The organism is Pedococcus sp. P1_H8 (assembly GCF_056405175.1).
This window is the reverse complement of sequence record NZ_JBFUCP010000001.1, coordinates 59,376-77,823: the sequence shown is the minus strand read 5'-3', so window position 1 is coordinate 77,823 and position 18,448 is coordinate 59,376. Positions and strand designations below refer to the sequence as shown.

Annotated in this window: 21 protein-coding genes; 14 read left to right on the top strand and 7 right to left on the bottom strand. The window is 70.6% G+C overall.

Annotated features, from left to right (window positions below; genetic code table 11):
* The first annotated feature begins 44 nt into the window (after positions 1 to 44).
* Positions 45 to 995 (top strand): heme o synthase, encoded by a 951-nt coding sequence (locus tag AC1DYG_RS00410; RefSeq protein WP_477637931.1) that lies wholly within the window; start codon positions 45 to 47, stop codon positions 993 to 995.
* Here the strand turns inward: AC1DYG_RS00410 and AC1DYG_RS00405 are convergent.
* From AC1DYG_RS00405 to AC1DYG_RS00380, 6 genes are all read right to left on the bottom strand, one after another.
* Complete coding sequence (locus AC1DYG_RS00405) at positions 982 to 2,280, bottom strand: MFS transporter (RefSeq protein WP_477637930.1); 1,299 nt, start codon at positions 2,278 to 2,280, stop codon at positions 982 to 984. The two genes, AC1DYG_RS00410 and AC1DYG_RS00405, sit on opposite strands and share 14 nt — an antisense overlap.
* Positions 2,277 to 2,858, bottom strand: a complete 582-nt coding sequence (locus tag AC1DYG_RS00400; RefSeq protein WP_477637929.1) for an ArsR/SmtB family transcription factor — start codon at positions 2,856 to 2,858, stop codon at positions 2,277 to 2,279. The genes AC1DYG_RS00405 and AC1DYG_RS00400 overlap by 4 nt, the downstream gene beginning before the upstream one ends.
* Positions 2,859 to 2,969: 111 nt before the next feature.
* Positions 2,970 to 3,161 carry a hypothetical protein gene (locus tag AC1DYG_RS00395; RefSeq protein ID WP_477637928.1) on the bottom strand — a complete coding sequence of 64 codons (192 nt, stop codon included), beginning with the start codon at positions 3,159 to 3,161 and terminating at the stop codon, positions 2,970 to 2,972.
* A gap of 53 nt (positions 3,162 to 3,214) precedes the next feature.
* Positions 3,215 to 4,144: a COX15/CtaA family protein gene (locus AC1DYG_RS00390; RefSeq protein WP_477637927.1), complete on the bottom strand. Its 930-nt coding sequence runs from the start codon at positions 4,142 to 4,144 to the stop codon at positions 3,215 to 3,217.
* 235 nt (positions 4,145 to 4,379) lie between these two features.
* Positions 4,380 to 5,135 carry an ABC transporter permease gene (locus tag AC1DYG_RS00385; protein WP_477637926.1) on the bottom strand — a complete coding sequence of 252 codons (756 nt, stop codon included), beginning with the start codon at positions 5,133 to 5,135 and terminating at the stop codon, positions 4,380 to 4,382.
* Positions 5,132 to 5,842: an ABC transporter ATP-binding protein gene (locus tag AC1DYG_RS00380; protein WP_477637925.1), complete on the bottom strand. Its 711-nt coding sequence runs from the start codon at positions 5,840 to 5,842 to the stop codon at positions 5,132 to 5,134. The genes AC1DYG_RS00385 and AC1DYG_RS00380 overlap by 4 nt, the downstream gene beginning before the upstream one ends.
* Positions 5,843 to 6,011: 169 nt before the next feature.
* On the opposite strand from AC1DYG_RS00380, the gene AC1DYG_RS00375 reads away from it, so the two are divergent.
* From AC1DYG_RS00375 to AC1DYG_RS00315, 13 genes are all read left to right on the top strand, one after another.
* On the top strand, positions 6,012 to 6,185 hold the full coding sequence (locus tag AC1DYG_RS00375) for a hypothetical protein (RefSeq protein ID WP_477637924.1): 174 nt from the start codon (positions 6,012 to 6,014) through the stop codon (positions 6,183 to 6,185).
* A gap of 112 nt (positions 6,186 to 6,297) precedes the next feature.
* The gene (locus AC1DYG_RS00370) at positions 6,298 to 6,492 is read left to right on the top strand and encodes a hypothetical protein (RefSeq protein WP_477637923.1); all 195 of its coding nucleotides are present in this window, start codon (positions 6,298 to 6,300) and stop codon (positions 6,490 to 6,492) included.
* A 14-nt stretch (positions 6,493 to 6,506) separates the two neighbouring features.
* Positions 6,507 to 9,557, top strand: a complete 3,051-nt coding sequence (locus tag AC1DYG_RS00365) for a helix-turn-helix transcriptional regulator (RefSeq protein ID WP_477637922.1) — start codon at positions 6,507 to 6,509, stop codon at positions 9,555 to 9,557.
* A 151-nt stretch (positions 9,558 to 9,708) separates the two neighbouring features.
* Positions 9,709 to 10,536, top strand: coding sequence for a helix-turn-helix transcriptional regulator (locus tag AC1DYG_RS00360; RefSeq protein WP_477637921.1), 828 nt, complete (start codon positions 9,709 to 9,711; stop codon positions 10,534 to 10,536).
* Positions 10,533 to 11,954: a Fe-S cluster assembly protein SufB gene (gene sufB, locus AC1DYG_RS00355; protein ID WP_477616451.1), complete on the top strand. Its 1,422-nt coding sequence runs from the start codon at positions 10,533 to 10,535 to the stop codon at positions 11,952 to 11,954. The genes AC1DYG_RS00360 and sufB overlap by 4 nt, the downstream gene beginning before the upstream one ends.
* Complete coding sequence (gene sufD, locus AC1DYG_RS00350; RefSeq protein WP_477637920.1) at positions 11,951 to 13,153, top strand: Fe-S cluster assembly protein SufD; 1,203 nt, start codon at positions 11,951 to 11,953, stop codon at positions 13,151 to 13,153. Before sufB ends, sufD begins: the two co-directional genes overlap by 4 nt.
* Positions 13,150 to 13,506 (top strand): non-heme iron oxygenase ferredoxin subunit, encoded by a 357-nt coding sequence (locus tag AC1DYG_RS00345; RefSeq protein ID WP_477637919.1) that lies wholly within the window; start codon positions 13,150 to 13,152, stop codon positions 13,504 to 13,506. Before sufD ends, AC1DYG_RS00345 begins: the two co-directional genes overlap by 4 nt.
* A gap of 98 nt (positions 13,507 to 13,604) precedes the next feature.
* On the top strand, positions 13,605 to 14,363 hold the full coding sequence (sufC, locus tag AC1DYG_RS00340) for a Fe-S cluster assembly ATPase SufC (protein WP_477637918.1): 759 nt from the start codon (positions 13,605 to 13,607) through the stop codon (positions 14,361 to 14,363).
* Between the two features lie 29 nt (positions 14,364 to 14,392).
* Positions 14,393 to 15,691 carry a SufS family cysteine desulfurase gene (locus AC1DYG_RS00335; RefSeq protein ID WP_477637917.1) on the top strand — a complete coding sequence of 433 codons (1,299 nt, stop codon included), beginning with the start codon at positions 14,393 to 14,395 and terminating at the stop codon, positions 15,689 to 15,691.
* Positions 15,691 to 16,206 (top strand): Fe-S cluster assembly sulfur transfer protein SufU, encoded by a 516-nt coding sequence (sufU, locus tag AC1DYG_RS00330; RefSeq protein WP_477637916.1) that lies wholly within the window; start codon positions 15,691 to 15,693, stop codon positions 16,204 to 16,206. Before AC1DYG_RS00335 ends, sufU begins: the two co-directional genes overlap by 1 nt.
* Positions 16,203 to 16,532, top strand: coding sequence for a metal-sulfur cluster assembly factor (locus AC1DYG_RS00325; protein WP_477616457.1), 330 nt, complete (start codon positions 16,203 to 16,205; stop codon positions 16,530 to 16,532). The genes sufU and AC1DYG_RS00325 overlap by 4 nt, the downstream gene beginning before the upstream one ends.
* Positions 16,466 to 17,077 (top strand): acVLRF1 family peptidyl-tRNA hydrolase, encoded by a 612-nt coding sequence (locus AC1DYG_RS00320; RefSeq protein WP_477637915.1) that lies wholly within the window; start codon positions 16,466 to 16,468, stop codon positions 17,075 to 17,077. Before AC1DYG_RS00325 ends, AC1DYG_RS00320 begins: the two co-directional genes overlap by 67 nt.
* Before the next feature lie 40 nt (positions 17,078 to 17,117).
* A complete protein-coding gene (locus AC1DYG_RS00315) occupies positions 17,118 to 17,468 on the top strand; it encodes a hypothetical protein (protein WP_477637914.1) in 351 nt (116 codons plus the stop codon).
* Between the two features lies 1 nt (position 17,469).
* Here the strand turns inward: AC1DYG_RS00315 and ypfJ are convergent, their stop codons facing one another.
* Positions 17,470 to 18,396, bottom strand: a complete 927-nt coding sequence (ypfJ, locus tag AC1DYG_RS00310) for a KPN_02809 family neutral zinc metallopeptidase (RefSeq protein WP_477637913.1) — start codon at positions 18,394 to 18,396, stop codon at positions 17,470 to 17,472.
* Positions 18,397 to 18,448 lie beyond the last annotated feature (52 nt).

Sequence of the window (18,448 nt, the reverse complement as noted above, 5' to 3'; positions counted from 1 at the left end):
GACTGACCCGGCCAGCCACCCCTGCACCACCCACGAAGGACGCCGTGACCGCACTCGATCCGTCAGCCCGGATCTCCGCGTCTCCGGCCCCGGGGCGCAGACGCAAGGCAGCGGCATACCTCGCGCTCACCAAGCCCCGCATCATCGAGCTGCTGCTCGTGACGACGGTGCCGGTGATGTTCTTGGCGCACAAGGGAATTCCGTCGCTGTGGCTCATCGTCGCCACCCTCGTAGGCGGGGCTCTCAGTGCCGGCGCAGCCAACACGTTCAACTGCGTCTACGACCGTGACATCGACGCGGAGATGCACCGCACCAGCAACCGACCCATGGTGACGGGCGAGATCAGCCCCCGTGAGGGCCTGGTCTTCGGGGTGGTCCTCACCGTCGTCTCGACCGTGTGGTTCGCCCTGGTCGTCAACTTGCTCTCGGCGGCCCTCTCGCTCGGCGCCATCGTCATGTATGCCGTGGGCTACACGATGATCCTCAAGCGCCGCACCGCGCAGAACATCGTCTGGGGTGGGGCGGCCGGCTGCATGCCCGTCCTCATCGGCTGGTCGGCAGTGGCGAACTCGGTGTCGTGGTCGGCCGTGATGCTGTTCCTCGTCATCTTCTTCTGGACGCCTCCGCACTACTGGCCGCTGTCGATGAAGTTCAAGGACGACTACGCCGCGGCCCACGTGCCGATGCTGCCGGTCGTCGAGAAGTTCGTCGTCGTCGCCCGCCAGATCGTGGCCTACTCCTGGGCGATGGTGGCGGTCTCGCTCGCCTTGGTGTGGGTCAACCCGATGGGCTGGATCTACCTCGGCACGGCGCTGGTCACGGGGGTGCTGTTCCTGCTCGAGGCACACCGCCTGCTGCGAGTCGCCAAGACGGGTGCCGATCCCCAGGCGCTCAAGCCGATGCGCCTGTTCCACTTCTCGATCACCTACGTGGGCATCCTGTTCCTGGGTGTGGCCGTCGACCCGCTGCTCTACCTGCCGATCATCTCGCGCTGACGCTCGAGTCGATGTCCTCGGCCACCGGCCCCGGCATCTCGCGGAGTCCGCGCAGGGGACTCCACCACATCGACAGGCAGGCCAGCACGTGGATGGCCGCCATCACCGCGATCGTCGGTCGAAGGCCGAGCTGCGTGCCCATGACACCCGCGGCGACCCCGGCCAGGGGCATCGTCCCGAGGTTGACCACCTGGGCCGTGGTGACCTGTCGGGCGAGCAGGTGCTCGGGGACATAGCGGTTGCGCCACGCGCCACGCACGACGTTGCCGGCGACGACGCCAATCCCGACCAGCAGCATCCCGGTCACCATGGCGATGAGGCCTGTGCCAGGCGCGCCGAGCGGCACCAACAGGGCGGGTGGCCCGGCGACGACCTGCAGGGCGAGCAGGGCCCGCGCGGACCCCAGCCGCCACGACAGCCAGGCGGCGATGGTGGCGCCGACGGCACCACCGACCGACCCGACCGCCAGCACGAGTCCGACTGCCCCTGAGGAGAGGTGCACCTCCCGCACCAGGAACAGCACGAGCAGCGTGCTGTAGCCGGTGAGCCCGAAGTTGCTCACCCCACCCATGACGGTGAAGAAGCGCAGCAGGCTGTCGTGTCGGAGGTAGTCGATGCCCTCGCGGATGCGTCGGCCCAACGGTGCCGCCGTCGACTTGTCCGGCCTCGACGGACCGGGCGCGGGCAGCCGCAGGCGCCAGAGGCAGGCGGCGGAGACGACGAAGCTGAGGGCGTCCACCAGCAGACCCCCTGCGGCCGAGGCGACCTGCGCCACGAGGCCGCCGACGCCGGGCCCCGCGACCTGCATCGCGGACTCGGTGCCGAAGAGGCGGGCGAAGGCGGACTCCTGCTGCTCGCGCGGGGCCACCTGGCGCACCAGCCCCGGGTAGGCCGCCCGGAAGAAGACCGTGCACACCCCGTTGCAGAAGGCCGCTGCGGCCAGGTGCGGCAACGTGAGGGCGTCGAGCGCCCAGGCGAGGGGGACGCTGGCCAGGGTGGCCGCAGCGGCGAGGTCACTGGTCACCATGACGCGCCGGGCCGGAAGCCGGTCGACCCAGGCTCCCGCGGGGAGGCCGATGACCAGCCACGGCACCCACGCCGCTGCCGTGAGCGCGCCCATCCAGCCCGGGCCGGCGTCGAAGCCGACGACTGCGAGGAGGGGGAGCAGGACCGAGGTGGTGGCGTTGCCGAGGACGCTGACGCCCTCGCCGAACCAGAGCAGGCCGAAGTTCCGGTTGCGGGCCAGTGGGGGTGGCGGGCCAACCGGTGCGGTAGGGGTCGTCATGGCTGGGCCGGGAACCCTCGGGCGAAGACGAACACGGGCTCGCGCTCGACGCCGTCATCGGGCACCTCGCGCCCGGACCAGCGCATCAGCACGTCGACCACCTCGTCGGCGACCTGCTGCAGCTCGTCGGGGGAGAGGCGCATCCAGTTCTGCGTCGCGAACGAGACCGCGTCCCACTCGGGGGCCGAGGCGGCGTTGGCGTTCCAGTCGCGGGTGCGCTCGAACTGTCGCTGCAGGGCCAGCGCCTCCGCGGCGTAGGCGGCCGTCACGGCGGCGGTGTCGTCGGCGAAGTCTGCTCGCGACCAGCGGGTGCCGGGGTCGACCAGCCGCCACCAGCGTTCGCGGCGGTCCTTGGCGAGCTCGGGCGCCTCCTCCACGAGGCCGGCCTCATGCAGCACCTTGAGGTGGTGGCTGGCGCTCCCGACTGCCTGCCCGGTGCGCGCGGCGAGGGCGGAGGCGGTGGACGGGCCGTCGACCTTGAGGGCGTCCATCATCCGTGAGCGGAACGGGTTGGCCATCGCGGAGAGGGCCTTGGCCTCGGTGACGGTCCGGACGCCCGGCCGCGGTGTGACTGGCATGGGCACCAGGCTAGATGCACAAGCGCCATTGCACAACTACAATTGCACAATACTGGTTGTGTAACCGTTCCCGGTTCCTGCCGCGCAGACCTAGCGGTCGGGACGCGAGGGCTACGTCTTCGCGCAGGTGAGGACGACGCCCAGGTGGTCGATGGACCGGGGCATGCTGATGTGCACGTCCCCACTCCCGGTGCTCTTCGAGCAGTCCGGCACCGAGCGCGGCCAGAACAACAGCGCCGCGCCCGCAACGATCAGGGCCAGCACGAAAAGCTGGCGCACGAGGTGGATGCGGGGGGTCTCCATGGCAGGAGTGTGCCCGCGTTCCTGCCGGAAGGCGAGGACCAGCCGTCCGTGGGTCAGCGCGCCGCAGCGCGCAACCTGACCATGGCACGGGTGAGCGCGACGACCAGCAACGTCGCCAGCAGCATGTGCACGAGCACCACGACCCACGGCAGCCCGGTGAAGTACTGGGTGTAGCCCACGAGCCCCTGAGCCAAGGTCACGGTGAAGACCACCGCCCAGGCCCGCCCCGGGGTGGGGGAGTCGGACGTCAGCCGGCTGGCGACCCAGACGGCGACGACCAGTCCCACGAAGAGCATCACGGCGTCGGCGTGCAGCCACGAGATGGTCCTCGGGTCGAACCCGAACCGCGCGGGCTCGTCGGCGTCGCCCGAGTGGGGCCCGGAGCCGGTCACCACGGTGCCGAGGACCAGCACGGCCGCCGCAGCCGCGCACGTGACCCACCCGAGTCGCTCGACGAGCGGGTGGACCGTCAGGGCCCGTGCAGGAGGGCTCTCCGGGGCGCGGAACAGGAGGTATGCCGCGGCGGCCACCAGACACATCGAGACCAGGAAGTGGGCGGAGACGGTGAAGGGGTTCAGTCCCGTCCGGACCGTGATCCCGCCGAGCACCGCCTGCACGCCCACGCCCGCCAGGAGCGCGAAGGCCGGCACGAGCAGGTCGCGACGCCGGGCTGCCCAGCGCCACACGGCATACACCGTCGCGATCGCGGCGATGCTCACCACGCTGGTCAGGGTGCGGTTGCCGAACTCGATGTAGCGGTGCCAGCCCTCGGCCTGGTGGGGGACCGGGGTGTACGACCCGGGCACGCACTGCGGCCAGGTCGGGCAGCCGAGCCCGCTGCCCGTCAGCCGGACCAGTCCGCCGGTGACGACGATGAGCACCTCGACGACCAGGTTGGCGAGCAGGATCCGGGGCAGCCACACCCGTCCGGCGGAGGCCACCGGTGCGGCGACGGCGGAGGTCGAGGCTGGTGCTGCGGTCACGCCACGAGGGTACGGCTCAGGGTGGACCCTGACGCGGTTGGGGGAGTCCCCTCATGGTGCGCGGGCTCGCGCACTGGCTGACTGGACCCATGGAGACCAACACGTGGCGAGCGGGGGTCGCTGCGGGGTACGCGACGCTCCTGGTGGTGGCGATGGCGACCGCACGACCGTGGTGGCTCGTGGGTCTGCTGGCCCTGGTGACCGTGGTGTGCTGGACCAGGGCCGGCGCCGCCGGTCAGTCGCTCCAGTGGAAGAACCTGCGCGCCAGTGCGGTCGCCACGAGCGCCCAGAGCGTCATGACGAGCCAGGCGCCGGGCAGCACCCGACCCTCGACCAGCGCGGCGCGCAGGCTGTCGCCGAGGGCGGCCGACGGCAGGAGGGCAACCACGCCGGCGAACCGGTCCGGGAGCTCGGTGCCGGCGATGACGACGCCGCCGAGGGCGAGCAGGGCGACCCACAGCAGGTTGGCGATGGCCAGCACGCCTTCGGCGCGCAGCGTGCCTCCCAGCAGCAGGGCCAGTGCCACGAAGGCCCAGGTGCCCAGGACGAGGGAGAGCACAGCCGCAGGTATGCCGCGCAGGGTCGGCTCCCAGCCGAGCGCCAGCCCGAGCCCTCCGATGACGACCACCTGGACAGCGATGACGCAGAGCACGGCGACTGCCTTGGCCAGCACGAGCCCCGTGCGACCGAGCGGTGTGACACCGAGCAGTCGCAGCACGCCGTAGCGACGGTCGAAGCCGGTCGAGATGGCCTGGCCGGTGAAGGCCGAGGAGATCACGCACAGCGCGAGGACACCCGGGACGGCGAGGTCGACCCGGCGACCGTCACCGAGCGAGAGGGACTCCGCATGGACGAGGGCGACGAGCACGGCGGCGGGGAGCAGCACCGCGACGAGGAGCTGCTCGCCGTTGCGCAGGAGGGTCACCGCCTCGAACCGGGCCTGGGCCAGCACCCGGGCGGCGGGCGAGGCGGGGGCGGAGACCGCGGTCATGCGACCGACCTCCGGGTCAGGGCGAAGTAGCGGTCCTCGAGCCGGTCCCCACCGGTGACGGCGTCGAGCGACCCCTGGGCGACCACGGCTCCGGCCGCGACGACGACGATGTGGTCGGCCAGCCGCTCCGCCTCCTCGAAGGAGTGGGTGGTGAGCACGACGGCCGCGCCCTCGTCGGCGAGCGAGCGCACGAGCTCCCACACGTCGAGGCGCGCGTGCGGGTCGAGGCCGGCACTCGGCTCGTCGAGGAAGGCGACCTCGGGACGACCGATGAGGGCTGCCGCCAACGCCACGCGTTGGCGTTGGCCGCCCGACAGCCGGCGCACCGAGGTGCCGGCGAACTCGTCGATCCCCAGACGTTGGACGAGGGGGTCGAGAGGTGCGGGCGCGGCATACATCGACGAGAGGTGGCGCAGGAGGCGCAGGGGACGGGCGGATGCGGGCAGCCCGCCGTCCTGGAGCATCACGCCGACCCGAGCCCGGTGGGCCGGACCGGCATCCCACGGGTCGGTGCCCAGCACACGGACCTGACCCCCGTCGGGGCGACGCAGTCCCTCGCAGCACTCGACCATCGTCGTCTTGCCCGCGCCGTTGGGGCCGAGGACTGCCGTCACCGCTCCCCGCTCGGCCTGCCAGGTGGCGCCGTCGAGGGCGACCACGCTGCCGTAGCGCTTGACGAGACCGGAGACGAGGACAGCGGGTGGCACGCCCTGAGTCTAGGTCCGGGACGCGCCAGTCCCTGAGGCGGGCCGGGCACCTCAGAACGGGCCGGTGTCGGTGCGGGGATGGGCGACTTCCCCATGTGGCAGGGGGCCTCAGAGGCGAACTGTGGAGGCATCAACCAGAGGAACACCCAAGGCACGAAGGAGAACGGCCATGAGTCTCACCGCCCACCCGTACATCGTCCTCGCCGAGCAGCAGTGGAAGCAGGAGAGCCTGTCCGGCGCCAACCTCGCCCGCCGCCAGCCGCGGCACCCGCGCAGGCGCCGCGACTGGCACCTGCCCCGGCCGCTCGGCCAGACGGTTCGCCACACCCCACGACCGGTCTGAGGCCCCCTGAGGCCCCCTGAGGGCCGGATGGCCACGGATAAGGCACTCGCCCCATGTGGTCGCCTGCCTTAGGCAGGCAGGTTTACAACACCACCACCAGAAGGAGCACAGCATGAGCATCAACGCAGACCCGCTGTTCGTCGCCGCCGAGGTCGCCTGGCGCACCGAGAGGCTGTCGACCGGGCTGGCCACCGCGGTCCCGGCACGCCACCACGGCCACGCCATCCGCACCGCCCTCGGCCGCGTCGTCCACTCGCACCGCCACGGTCAGGGCACCGCCCGCACCGGCTCGGCCCGCGTCGCCTGAGCGCGGCCGCCCCCATGGCGACCACGCTCGACGTCGACACGAGCCGAGACACCGGCCGAGGCGACAGCCACGCAGCGACGACCCTCAACCTCGAAACCCACGACACCGTGTCGGACCCCTCCGACATAATCGGTGTCGTGGGTTTCGAGCGTTCGGCAGCCGGGTTGTTCGTCGGACGTGACGACGAGGCGACCAGGCTCGCCGCCCTCCTGGGCCTCGACGGCCCGAGCGGCACCGGCCTCGTGCTGTTGTCCGGTGACGCCGGGATCGGCAAGACCCGCATCCTCGCCGAGGTCGCGGCTCGCGCGAGGACCCAGGACTGGACCGTGCTGGTCGGGCACTGCCTGGGTGAGGCCGGCCAGTCCCTGCCCTACCTGCCCTTCATCGAGGTCCTCGGCCGACTCGAGAGCACCTCCCCAGACCTCCTGGACCGAGTCGTGAAGGCCCACCCAGGACTCTCCCGGTTGGTCCCGTCCCGCCGCACCGAGGTCAACCCCGACGACCCCGCGGACGCGATGATCGACCGGGGCGACCTCGTCGAGGCGGTCCACGCGGCGCTCGACGACCTGGCCTCCGACGCGCCGGTCCTGCTCGTGGTCGAGGACGTCCACTGGGCCGATCAGTCCTCCCGCGACCTGTTGACCCTGTTGTTCACGCGAGGGTTCGCTCGACGGGTGAGCATCGTGGCGTCCTACCGCAGCGACGACCTGCACCGACGTCACCCGTTGCGCACCACCCTCGCGCACTGGTCGCGGCTGGCCGAGGTCGAGCGGCTCGACCTCGCCCCTCTGGCTGACGACGCCGTGCGTGAGCTGGTCCAGGGGCTGCAGACCCAACCGCTCCCCGAGGACCAGGTGCGTCAGGTGGTCGAGCGGGCCGAGGGCAACGCGTTCTTCGCCGAGGAGCTCGTGGCCGCGACGGCGCTCGGGGGATCCCGGCTTGCCGAGGACCTGTCCCGGTTGCTGCTGGTGCGCTTCGACCAGCTCGACACCGCCGGTCAGCACGTGGTCCGGGTGGCCTCGGCGGCCGGTCGGCACGTGTCGCACCGGCTGCTCGCAGCGGTGGCCGGCATCGGTGAGGCAGAGCTGGACGCGGGCCTGCGTGACGCGGTCGAGCACCACGTGCTCGTCCCGACCGACAGCGGGGGCTACGCCTTCCGCCACGCACTGCTCGGCGAGACGGTCTACGACGACCTGTTGCCCGGCGAGCGGGTGCGCGCCCACGAGAGGTATGCCGCGGCGCTGGCGCACGACCGCGCGCTCGGCACGTGGGCAGAGCTGGCAAGGCACGCCACCGCCGCTGGCCAGCGCGAGCAGGCGCGCGAGGCCAGCGTCCAGGCCGGGGACTCCGCCCTGCGCATGGCGGGGCCCGAGGAGGCCTTCCGGCACTTCAAGAACGCCTTGGCCCTGATGCCCGAGAACGACCCCGACTGTGACGCGGTCACCTTGCGAGCGGCCGCGGCCGCCACCGCGGTCGGGCGCGTCCTCAAGGCGCTCGAGCTGCTCGAGGAGCGACTGGCCCGCCGTGGCCCACGAGCCGCCCCGGCCGGACGTGCCGAGCTGCTGGCCGCCCTGGCGACGACGGCGCGGATCACCGAGAGCACGCTCGACACGCTGGCGGCGACCAAGGAGGGCCTCGGCCTGCTCGACGGTGTCGACGAGGACCACCCCCAGATTCGGGCCCGGCTGCTCGCTGCCAAGGTGCAGGCCCTCGCCGACCGTGGTCGTGACGGTGAGGCGATCGCCGCCGTCGACGAGGCGGTCGCTGCCGCCGAGTCGTCCGGGTTGCACGACGTGGCCGACGAGGTGCGCGTCGTCGAGGCGCGCATCCTCGAACGCGCCGGCGATCCCGAGACCTCACGGACAACCCTCGAGCGGATCATCGCGACCTCCAGGACCCCCGGCGACCCGGCCGAGGTCCGGGCCTACCACCACCTCGGCTGGCTGCACCACCGCGCCGGACGGCTCGACGAGGCCGTCGACGTCTACCGCCGAGGGGTCGAGCGCGCCCGCGGCGCGGGGCGGCCCTGGGCCCCCTACGCGTTCGACGGCCGGTTGCTGGCCGGGATCGCTGCCTACGAGCGGGGACGGTGGTCCGAGGCCCTCGACATCCTCGACGTCTCGAGCGAGGTCCCGCCCGAGCCGGCCCGTTCCATGCTCATGGGCGCACGCATGTACGTCGCGGCGGCCCGGGGTGACTTCTCGGCCGTGGCGGGATACGAGGTGTCCCGGCCGTGGTGGGAGCAGGAGGGCCTGGTCCCGCTGCTGACGGGCAGTGCCGCCATCGACCTCCACGGTCACGCCGACGACCTCGCGTCCGCCATCAGGGTGCACGACGAGGTGGTCGAGGTGCTGACCCGCGTCTGGTACCCCCTGTTCCAGGGTCAGCTGCGTCTGGATGCCCTGCTGCTCGGCCAGCTCGGCAGCCACATCCAGCGGGTGCCGACCTCGGATCGGGCCGCGCTGCTGTCACGTGGCGCGGAGCTGGCCGGGTCCGCGTCGCAGGTCTGGGACCACGCCACGACGCGTCCGGGCAACGACGGGCCTGAGTCCACCGCCTGGCGGGCCCGCGCCCGGGCGGAGGCACTGCGGCTGCAGTGGCTCGGCGGCGCGGACGTCGATCCGGTGCCGCTCGTCGAGGCCTGGCAGGGGGCGGTCGACGCCTTCGACACCTACGGACACCCCTACGAGGCGGCCCGGTCGCGGGCGCGCCTGGGCACCATCCTGAAGTCGACCGGCGACCCGCGGGGCTCGGACGAGCTCAGGGCCGCGCTCGAGGTCGCCCAGCGGCTCGGGGCCGAACCGCTGCGGGCCGAGATCCGGCTCGGCGGGGGAGTGCGGTCCACACCGAAGCCGGCCTCGCGGCAGGGCGAGGCGCTCACCACCCGTGAGGCCGAGATCCTCGGGCTGGTCGCCCTCGGCCGCAGCAACCGGCAGATCGGCACGCAGCTGTTCATCAGCGCCAAGACGGCCAGCGTGCACGTGTCCAACATCATCGCCAAGCTCGGGGTGACCGGCCGTGGCGAGGCCGTCGCGGTGGCCCGCGACCGCGGCCTGCTCGACTGACCCTCGCCACCACCGCACTCCTGGCTACCCGTGCGGCACGCCGTCGCGTTCGGGGCGGTTGCACCCGCCACGGGTGGCCAGAAGTCGAGGGCGGCGAGGTTAGGGTCACCTTGCTTTCCATGGTGCGGGGTATTTACGTAACATCGGCGTTGTGAATATCCCGGTCTCCGTTGCGACGACCCAGGTGGCCCCTGCGGCCCTGGAGTCACGCACGCGCGACCGCATCCTCCAGGTGATCAGCGAACGCGGCCCGATCACGGCCGCGACGCTCGCCCTCGACCTCGGGCTCACCGCCCCGGCGGTTCGTCGTCACCTCGAGAACCTCGAGGACGCCGGCCTCATCGCCGCGCACGAGGTGGCCCCCGGTGTTCGGGGTCGCGGCCGCCCCGCCCGCTCTTTCGTGCTGAGCGACGCCGGTCACCAAGGACTCGAGTCCGACTACGACCACCTCGCCACCGAGGCGCTGCGGTTCATCTCGCAGGAGTCCGGCGAGGGCGCGGTGCGCCGGTTCGCCGAGTCCCGCGTCGCCGAGCTCGAGGGCCGGTATGCCGCGGAGCTGGCTGCCGCCGGCCCCGGCACCGCCGCTCGCGTTGACGCCCTGGTCGGCGCCCTCACGCGCGACGGCTTCGCTGCCTCGGCCCGCCCCGTGGGGGAGCAGGGATCCGCGAGCCCGTTCACCGGCATCCAGCTGTGTCAGGGGCACTGCCCCGTCCAGCACGCGGCGCGGGAATTTCCGCAGTTCTGTGACGCTGAAACAGATGCGTTCTCGCGTCTGCTGGGCGTGCACGTGCAGCGCCTGGCGACCCTCGCCCACGGCGACCACGTGTGCACGACCTTTGTTCCGACCAGCACTGCCATCCCCACCAGCAATGTCGCGACGATCAACGCCCCCGCTGACCACGCCAAGCCCGCCCACACCACAACTGTCACCACCCCTGTCACCACCCCTGTCACCACCACAGAAGGGTCCACGCGATGAGCACCAACATCGAGGAGCGCAACCCCGGTCTGAAGGACCTGGGCCGCTACGAGTACGGCTGGTCCGACAGCGACTCCGCTGGCGCGACCGCCAAGCGTGGCCTCAACGAGGACGTCGTGCGCGACATCTCCACGCGCAAGAACGAGCCGCAGTGGATGCTCGACCTGCGCCTGAAGTCGCTGCGCCTGTTCGGCAAGAAGCCGATGCCCAACTGGGGCTCCGACCTCACCGGCATCGACTTCCAGAACATCAAGTACTTCGTGAAGTCCACCGAGAAGCAGGCCACCACGTGGGACGAGCTCCCCGAGGACATCAAGAACACCTATGACCGGCTCGGCATCCCGGAGGCCGAGAAGCAGCGCCTCGTCTCCGGTGTCGCGGCCCAGTACGAGTCCGAGGTCGTCTACCACCAGATCCGTGAGGACCTGGAGGAGAAGGGGGTCATCTTCGTCGACACCGACACCGGCCTGCGCGAGCACGAGGACCTGTTCCGCGAGTACTTCGCGTCGGTCATCCCCGCCGGCGACAACAAGTTCGCCGCCCTCAACACGGCTGTCTGGTCGGGTGGCTCGTTCATCTACATCCCGCCGGGCGTCCACGTCGACATCCCGCTGCAGGCCTACTTCCGGATCAACACCGAGAACATGGGCCAGTTCGAGCGCACCCTGATCATCGCCGACGAGGGCTCCTACGTGCACTACGTCGAGGGCTGCACGGCGCCGATCTACAAGTCGGACTCGCTGCACTCCGCGGTCGTCGAGATCATCGTGAAGAAGAACGCCCGCGTTCGCTACACGACCATCCAGAACTGGTCCAACAACGTCTACAACCTCGTCACCAAGCGTGCGACCGCCGCCGAGGGCGCGACGATGGAGTGGATCGACGGCAACATCGGCTCCAAGGTCACCATGAAGTACCCGGCCGTCTTCCTCCTCGGCGAGCACGCCAAGGGCGAGACGCTGTCCATCGCCTTCGCGGGCGAGGGCCAGCACCAGGACGCCGGCGCCAAGATGGTGCACGCGGCTCCCAACACCTCCTCCACCATCGTCTCCAAGTCGGTGGCTCGTGGCGGCGGGCGCACGTCGTACCGCGGACTCGTGCAGATCCTCGAGGGCGCCCACGGCTCCCGGTCGAGCGTGGTCTGCGACGCCTTGCTGGTCGACACGATCAGCCGCTCCGACACCTACCCCTACGTCGACATCCGCGAGGACGACGTGACGATGGGCCACGAGGCGACCGTCTCCAAGGTGTCCGAGGACCAGATGTTCTACCTCATGTCCCGCGGGATGACCGAGGAAGAGGCCATGGCCATGATCGTGCGCGGGTTCGTCGAGCCCATCGCGCGTGAGCTGCCCATGGAGTACGCCCTCGAGCTCAACCGCCTGATCGAGCTTCAGATGGAAGGAGCCGTAGGTTGAGCCTGCTGGCCCAGAAGAACCCCGAAGCGCCGGCGGGGTCCCACGAGGACTCCGCCGCCGCCTTCGTCCCCGACCAGTCGCGCGCCGAGCGCAAGACCTCGTATGCCGTGGACGACTTCGCCGTCCCCGGTGGCCGAGAGGAGGCGTGGCGGTTCACTCCGGTGGACCGGCTGTCCGCGCTCTTCCATGTCGCGCCCACCCAGGCCGACAAGGTCAGCGTCGACATCCAGGCGCCGGCCGAGGTGACCACCTCGCTGGTGGACCCGAGGTCCGCCGGTGTGCTGGTCCCCGCTGACCGCGTCGCCGCGGTCGCGTGGGCCGGTGAGGCGCAGGCCACCCAGGTGAGCATCCCGGCCGAGGCCGAGCTCGGCGAGCCGGTGCGGATCACCGTCACGGCAACCGACCTCGCCCGCGTCAACGGTCACCTGGTCATCGACGCCGGGCACCACAGCAAGGCCACCGTCGTGCTCACGCACCGCGGGTCGGCCGAGTGCGGCGCCAACGTCGAGATCAAGGTCGGCGACGGCGCCGACCTGACCTTCGTCACGGTGCAGGAGTGGGACGACGACGCCCACCACGTCACCCAGAACGACGCCCTGATCGGTCGCGACGCCCGCCTGCGCCACATCGCCGTGACCCTCGGCGGCAAGGTCGTCCGGGTCTCGACGAACGCCCGCTACTCGGGCCCCGGTGGCTCCTTCGAGGGGCTCGGCGTCTACTTCGCCGACGCCGGGCAGCACCAGGAGCACCGCCTCTTCGTCGACCACGAGGCGCCGCACTGCCACTCCAACGTCGAGTACAAGGGCGCCCTTCAGGGCGACACCGCCCACACCGTGTGGGTGGGTGACGTCCTCATCCGCGCGAGCGCCGAGGGCACCGACACCTACGAGCTCAACCGCAACCTCGTGCTGACCGAGGGTGGTCGCGCCGACTCCATCCCAAACCTCGAGATCGAGACCGGCGAGATCGTCGGGGCCGGACACGCCTCGGCGACCGGCCGCTTCGACGACGAGCAGCTGTTCTACCTCATGGCTCGCGGCATCCCCGAGGATGTCGCCCGCAGGCTGGTGGTGCGCGGGTTCTTCGCGAGCATCGTCGCCCGGATCGGGGTTCCCGAGATCTCGGACCACCTCATGGAGGTCATCGACGCCGAGCTCGGCGCGGTGCCCGGCATCGGGGCGATCGAGGCCGTCGCGTGAGCGCCGTCTCCGAGATCGTGCCCGACGAGGCCGAGTTCGTGCGGGTCTGCCGCGTCGACGAGCTCCCCGAAAAGGGTGCAGCCGCCGCCGACATCAACGGCACGGTCATGGCGATCATCCGCACCGAGAGCGGCGAGATCCACGCCGTGGACGACACCTGCAGCCACGCCAACGTCTCGCTCTCCGAGGGAGAGCTGGACGGCTGCACGCTCGAGTGCTGGCTGCACGGCTCCCGGTTCGACATCCGCACCGGCGAGCCCTCCGGGCCGCCCGCGATCGTGCCGATCAACGTCTACCCCGTGCGCGTCGAGAACGACGAGGTCTTTGTCAGCACCACCCCGCTGAATGCCTGACTTCCCACCAGAGCCAGCGCTTCGCACCACTGAGCACTCGAACATCTGAGCATTGTGAACAGCTGAACTTCCGAACAGACATTGAGGAACGAGTAACCATGGCAACACTTGAGATTCGTGGCCTGACCGTCACCGTCGCCGTCGAGGACGGCACCAAGGAGATCCTGCGCGGGGTCGACCTCACCGTGAAGTCCGGTGAGACGCACGCGATCATGGGCCCCAACGGGTCGGGCAAGTCCACGCTCGCCTACTCGATCGCCGGCCACCCCAAGTACACGATCACCGGCGGCACCGTCACCCTCGACGGTGAGGACGTGCTGGCCATGAAGGTCGACGAGCGCGCCCGCGCTGGGCTCTTCCTCGCCATGCAGTACCCCGTCGAGGTCCCAGGCGTGACAGTGAGCAACTTCCTGCGCACCGCCAAGACCGCCATCGACGGCGAGGCTCCCAAGCTGCGTACCTGGGTCAAGGACATGAAGGGCGCCATGGAGGCGCTGCGGATGGACCCGACCTTCGCCGAGCGCAACGTCAACGAAGGCTTCTCCGGTGGCGAGAAGAAGCGCCACGAGATCCTCCAGATGGAGCTGCTCAAGCCGTCCATCGCGATCCTCGACGAGACCGACTCCGGCCTGGACGTCGACGCCCTGCGCGTCGTCTCCGAGGGGGTCAACCGGGCCAAGGAGAACAGCGAGGTCGGCGTCCTGCTCATCACGCACTACACGCGGATCCTGCGCTACATCAAGCCCGACTTCGTGCACGTCTTCGTCGACGGCCGGATCGTCGAGGAGGGTGGCCCCGAGCTGGCCGACCGCCTCGAGGCCGAGGGCTACGACCGCTACCTCGTCCCCCAGGCCTGAGCGCCGCACCCAGCCACGCGGCATACGCCATGAGTGCAACGACCTTCAGCGACGGGGAGCTGGCCCGCATCCGGGCCGGTTTCCCGATCCTGTCGCGCACGGTCCGCGACGGGAAGGCGCTGGTCTACCTCGACTCCGGTGCCACGTCGCAGAGGTATGCCGGTGCGCTCGACGTCGMGCGCGCGTTCAGCGAGCAGGTCAACAGTGCGGTGCACCGCGGTGCGCACCAGCTCAGCGAGGAAGCCACCGACGCCTACGAAGGGGCCCGCGCGAAGGCTGCGCGGTTCGTCGGGGGAGCGGACGACGAGGTGGTGTTCACCAAGAACGCCACCGAGTCGCTCAACCTGGTGGCCTATGCCTTCTCGAACTCCGTTGCGGGACAGGCCAAGGACTCGCGGCTCGCCCTCGGCGAGGGCGACGAGATCCTCGTCACCGAGATGGAGCACCACGCCAACCTCGTGCCCTGGCAGGAGCTCGCCCGCCGCACCGGCGCGACGCTGCGCTGGATCGGGGTCACCGACGAGGGGCGACTCGACCTCGACGGCGTGCACGGTCCGGCGCTCGGCGAGCTGCTCACCGAGCGCACCAAGGTCCTCGCGTTCACCCATGTCTCCAACGTGCTCGGCACCATCAACCCGGTGCGCGAGCTCGCTGCCGCCGCTCGGGCCGTCGGGGCCCTGACGGTCCTCGACGCCTGCCAGTCGGCGCCGCACCTCGCGCTCGACGTGGCCGACCTCGGTGTCGACTTCGCGGCCTTCTCCGGCCACAAGATGTTCGGTCCCACCGGGGTCGGCGTGCTGTGGGGCCGCGGCGAGCTGCTGCACGCCATGCCACCGTTCATCACCGGCGGCTCGATGATCGAGACCGTGCGGATGGAGGCGACCACCTACGCCCCGCCGCCCCAGCGGTTCGAGGCGGGTTCGCCCAACTCGGCGCAGGCCGTCGGGCTCGGTGCCGCCATCGACTACCTCGACGAGCTGGGCCTGGATCGCATCGCGGCCCACGAGCACGCGCTGACCGAGCGTCTCCTGGCCGGTCTGGCGCAGCGGCCGTGGGTGCGCATCGTCGGTCCCGCCGAGGCGGTCGACCGGGTCGGCGCCGTCGCGTTCGACGTGCAGGGTGTGCACGCCCACGACGTGGGGCAGGTGCTCGACGACCAGGGCGTCGCGGTCCGGGTCGGACACCACTGCGCATGGCCGCTGCACCGCCGGATGGGCGTGACCGCGACGACGCGGGCCACCCTCGCGGCCTACAACACCCCGGCCGAGGTCGACACGATGCTCGACGCCCTCGACCGCGTCCCCTCGATCTTCGGGGTGGCCAGCTGATGGACCTCTACCAGGAGCTCATCCTCGAGCACTCCAAGCGCCCTCTGCACGCAGGGCTTCGTGAGCCCTTCGAGGCCGAGGTCCACCACGTCAACCCGACCTGCGGTGACGAGGTGACGCTCCGCGTCCACGTCGAGGGCAGCGGCGCCGACGCCGTCGTCAAGGACATCTCCTACGACGCGCTGGGTTGCTCCATCTCCACCGCATCCACGAGTGTGTTGGCCGACGAGGTCATCGGGCACACCCTCGCCGAGGCGATGACCACGCACGAGGCGATGCGCGCGATGCTCACCTCCAAGGGTGCGGACCCGGGCGACGAAGAGGTCATCGGTGACGGAGTCGCCTTCGCGGGGGTCAGCAGGTACCCAGCGCGGGTGAAGTGTGCTCTGCTGGGATGGATGGCCTTCACCGACGCGTTGCACCAAGCAGGCCACAGCACCAACGGCAGTGACACGAGCGACACCACGAACAGCGACACCAGCACCGACACGGCAACCAGCAAGGACAAGTCATGAGTGAGACGACCACAGCATCCCCCAACGTCGCAGACGTCGAAGAGGCCATGCGAGACGTCGTCGACCCCGAGCTCGGGATCAACGTCGTCGACCTCGGTCTGGTCTACGGCATCACGGTGGACGCGCAGAAGCACGCCGTCCTCGACATGACGCTCACCTCGGCGGCCTGCCCGCTGACCGACGTCATCGAGGACCAGACGCAGCAGGCCCTCGAGGGACTCGTCGCGTCCTACCGCGTCAACTGGGTCTGGATGCCGCCGTGGGGCCCCGACAAGATCACCGACGACGGTCGCGAGCAGCTGCGCGCGCTGGGGTTCAACCTCTGACCGGTCCCAGGCCGAGAGTCGTCGACGTCGCCCCCGAACGGCTTGACGGCTGGCTCGAGCGGTTTGCCGCCAACAACGCGGACGCCGCCTCACCCCAGCGCATCACGGGACGCGACGAGTTCCCGCACGACCCGTTGGGCGTGCTGCTCATCCGACGCGGCGGGTATGCCGTGGGGCTGGCGCACGGGGCCGGGTTCACCGAGTCCAAGGTGGGCACGAGACACGTGCAGTCACGCACGGCCGCGGGTGGCTGGTCCCAGCAGCGCTTCGCGCGGCGACGTGGCAACCAGGCCGACGAGCTGGTCCGTGCGGTCGCTGAGCACACGCTGCGGATCCTGCCACGCGGCCTACCGGCTGGTCTCGTGGTCGGCGGCGACAAGGCGCTGGTGCGCGCGGTCCTGGACGACGCGCGGCTCGCCCATCTCGACGCCCTGCCACGCCGCGAGCTGTACGACCTGCCCGACCCTCGTCGGGCCGTCCTCGAGGACGCGCTCTACCGAGGCCGTGCGGTGCGCATCACGATCCAGGACGACCCCGAGGCGTGACCCGGTGGCGACACCGCCCGGGCTCAACCACCATGGGGGCATGGCCACGTACGCCGTGAACCCCGATGCCGTCGCCCACCTTCGTGCCCTGATCGAGAAGAAGCAGTATGTCCTCGACAGCGACTGGGGTGACGTGCAGCCCGACGCCGAGGCGCAGAACGCCTACCTCGAGCAGCACTCGTGGGACGACTACGCCGCCTGGCACCTCGGGCTCACCGAGGGCGCCAATGACGAGACCAAGGCGCGCTATGCGTTCGTGGCAGGCGACTTCCGCCGGGTCCACCGGACCGCGCTCATCGCGTGCGTGTACCGAGCGTCGGAATGGCGCCACAAGGACGTCGAGCTGGCCGCCCACGACCTGCTCCAGCGGCTGGACGACGTGTCCGCCTAGGTCACTCGACCGTGGCCGGGCTGAGGGTGTCGCACTGGTTGAGGTCGCCGGACTTGTAGCCGGTGGTGAACCACTGTTGGCGTGCCGCAGCCGACCCGTGCGTCCACGACTCCGGGTTCACCCGGCCCTGGGTCTTCTCCTGGATCCGGTCGTCCCCGACCGATGACGCCGCGGAGAGGGCGTCCTTGATGTCCTTGTCCGTGAGGGGCTTGAGGAACGCCACCTCGCCGCCGCTGGTGCTCTCACCCTTGGTCTGGGTCGCGTGGTTGGCCCACACGCCGCCGAGGCAGTCAGCCATCAGTTCGATGCGCACGCTGCCGCTGTTCTTGCCCTTGGGGTTCTGCTGGGCCTCGTCGAGCAGGCCCAGGATGTCCTGGATGTGGTGGCCGTACTCGTGGGCCACGACGTATTCCTGGGCGAGGGCGCCGCTGCTCGAGCCGAACTGGGTCGACAGGATCTCGAAGAAGCTGACGTCGATGTAGACCTGCTTGTCCAACGGGCAGTAGAACGGGCCGACCTGGTTGCTGGCCGTGCCACAGGCCGATTGGGTCGAGCCGTTGTAGAGGATGGTCTTGGCCGGGGTGTACTCCCGCTTGTACTTGGGCAGCTCCTGCGCCCAGAAGGCATTCACCGAGTTGACCGTGGCGATGACACGGCAGGTGTCGTTCTTGTTGGCATCGGCGCCGGTCTTGCACTGGGCGAACGCGGAACCGTCCTCTGTGCCGCCGGGCTGGACCTGGCCCTGGTCCGACGTGCCCCCGCCGGGGTTGGTGGGCAGGTCGCTGGGGTTGATGCCGAAGATGAGAGCGATGATGAGCAGGATGATGCCGCCGATACCGCCGCCGACGACGGCGCCACCCGGAGCGCCTCCGCTGCCTCCGGAACCGACCTGGGAAGTGTCGATCTTGACGTCGTCGTTGAAGCTCATCGGGCCTCCGCGGTCGTGAGGGCAGGGCCGCCCCCGTGGAGCTGTACTGGTC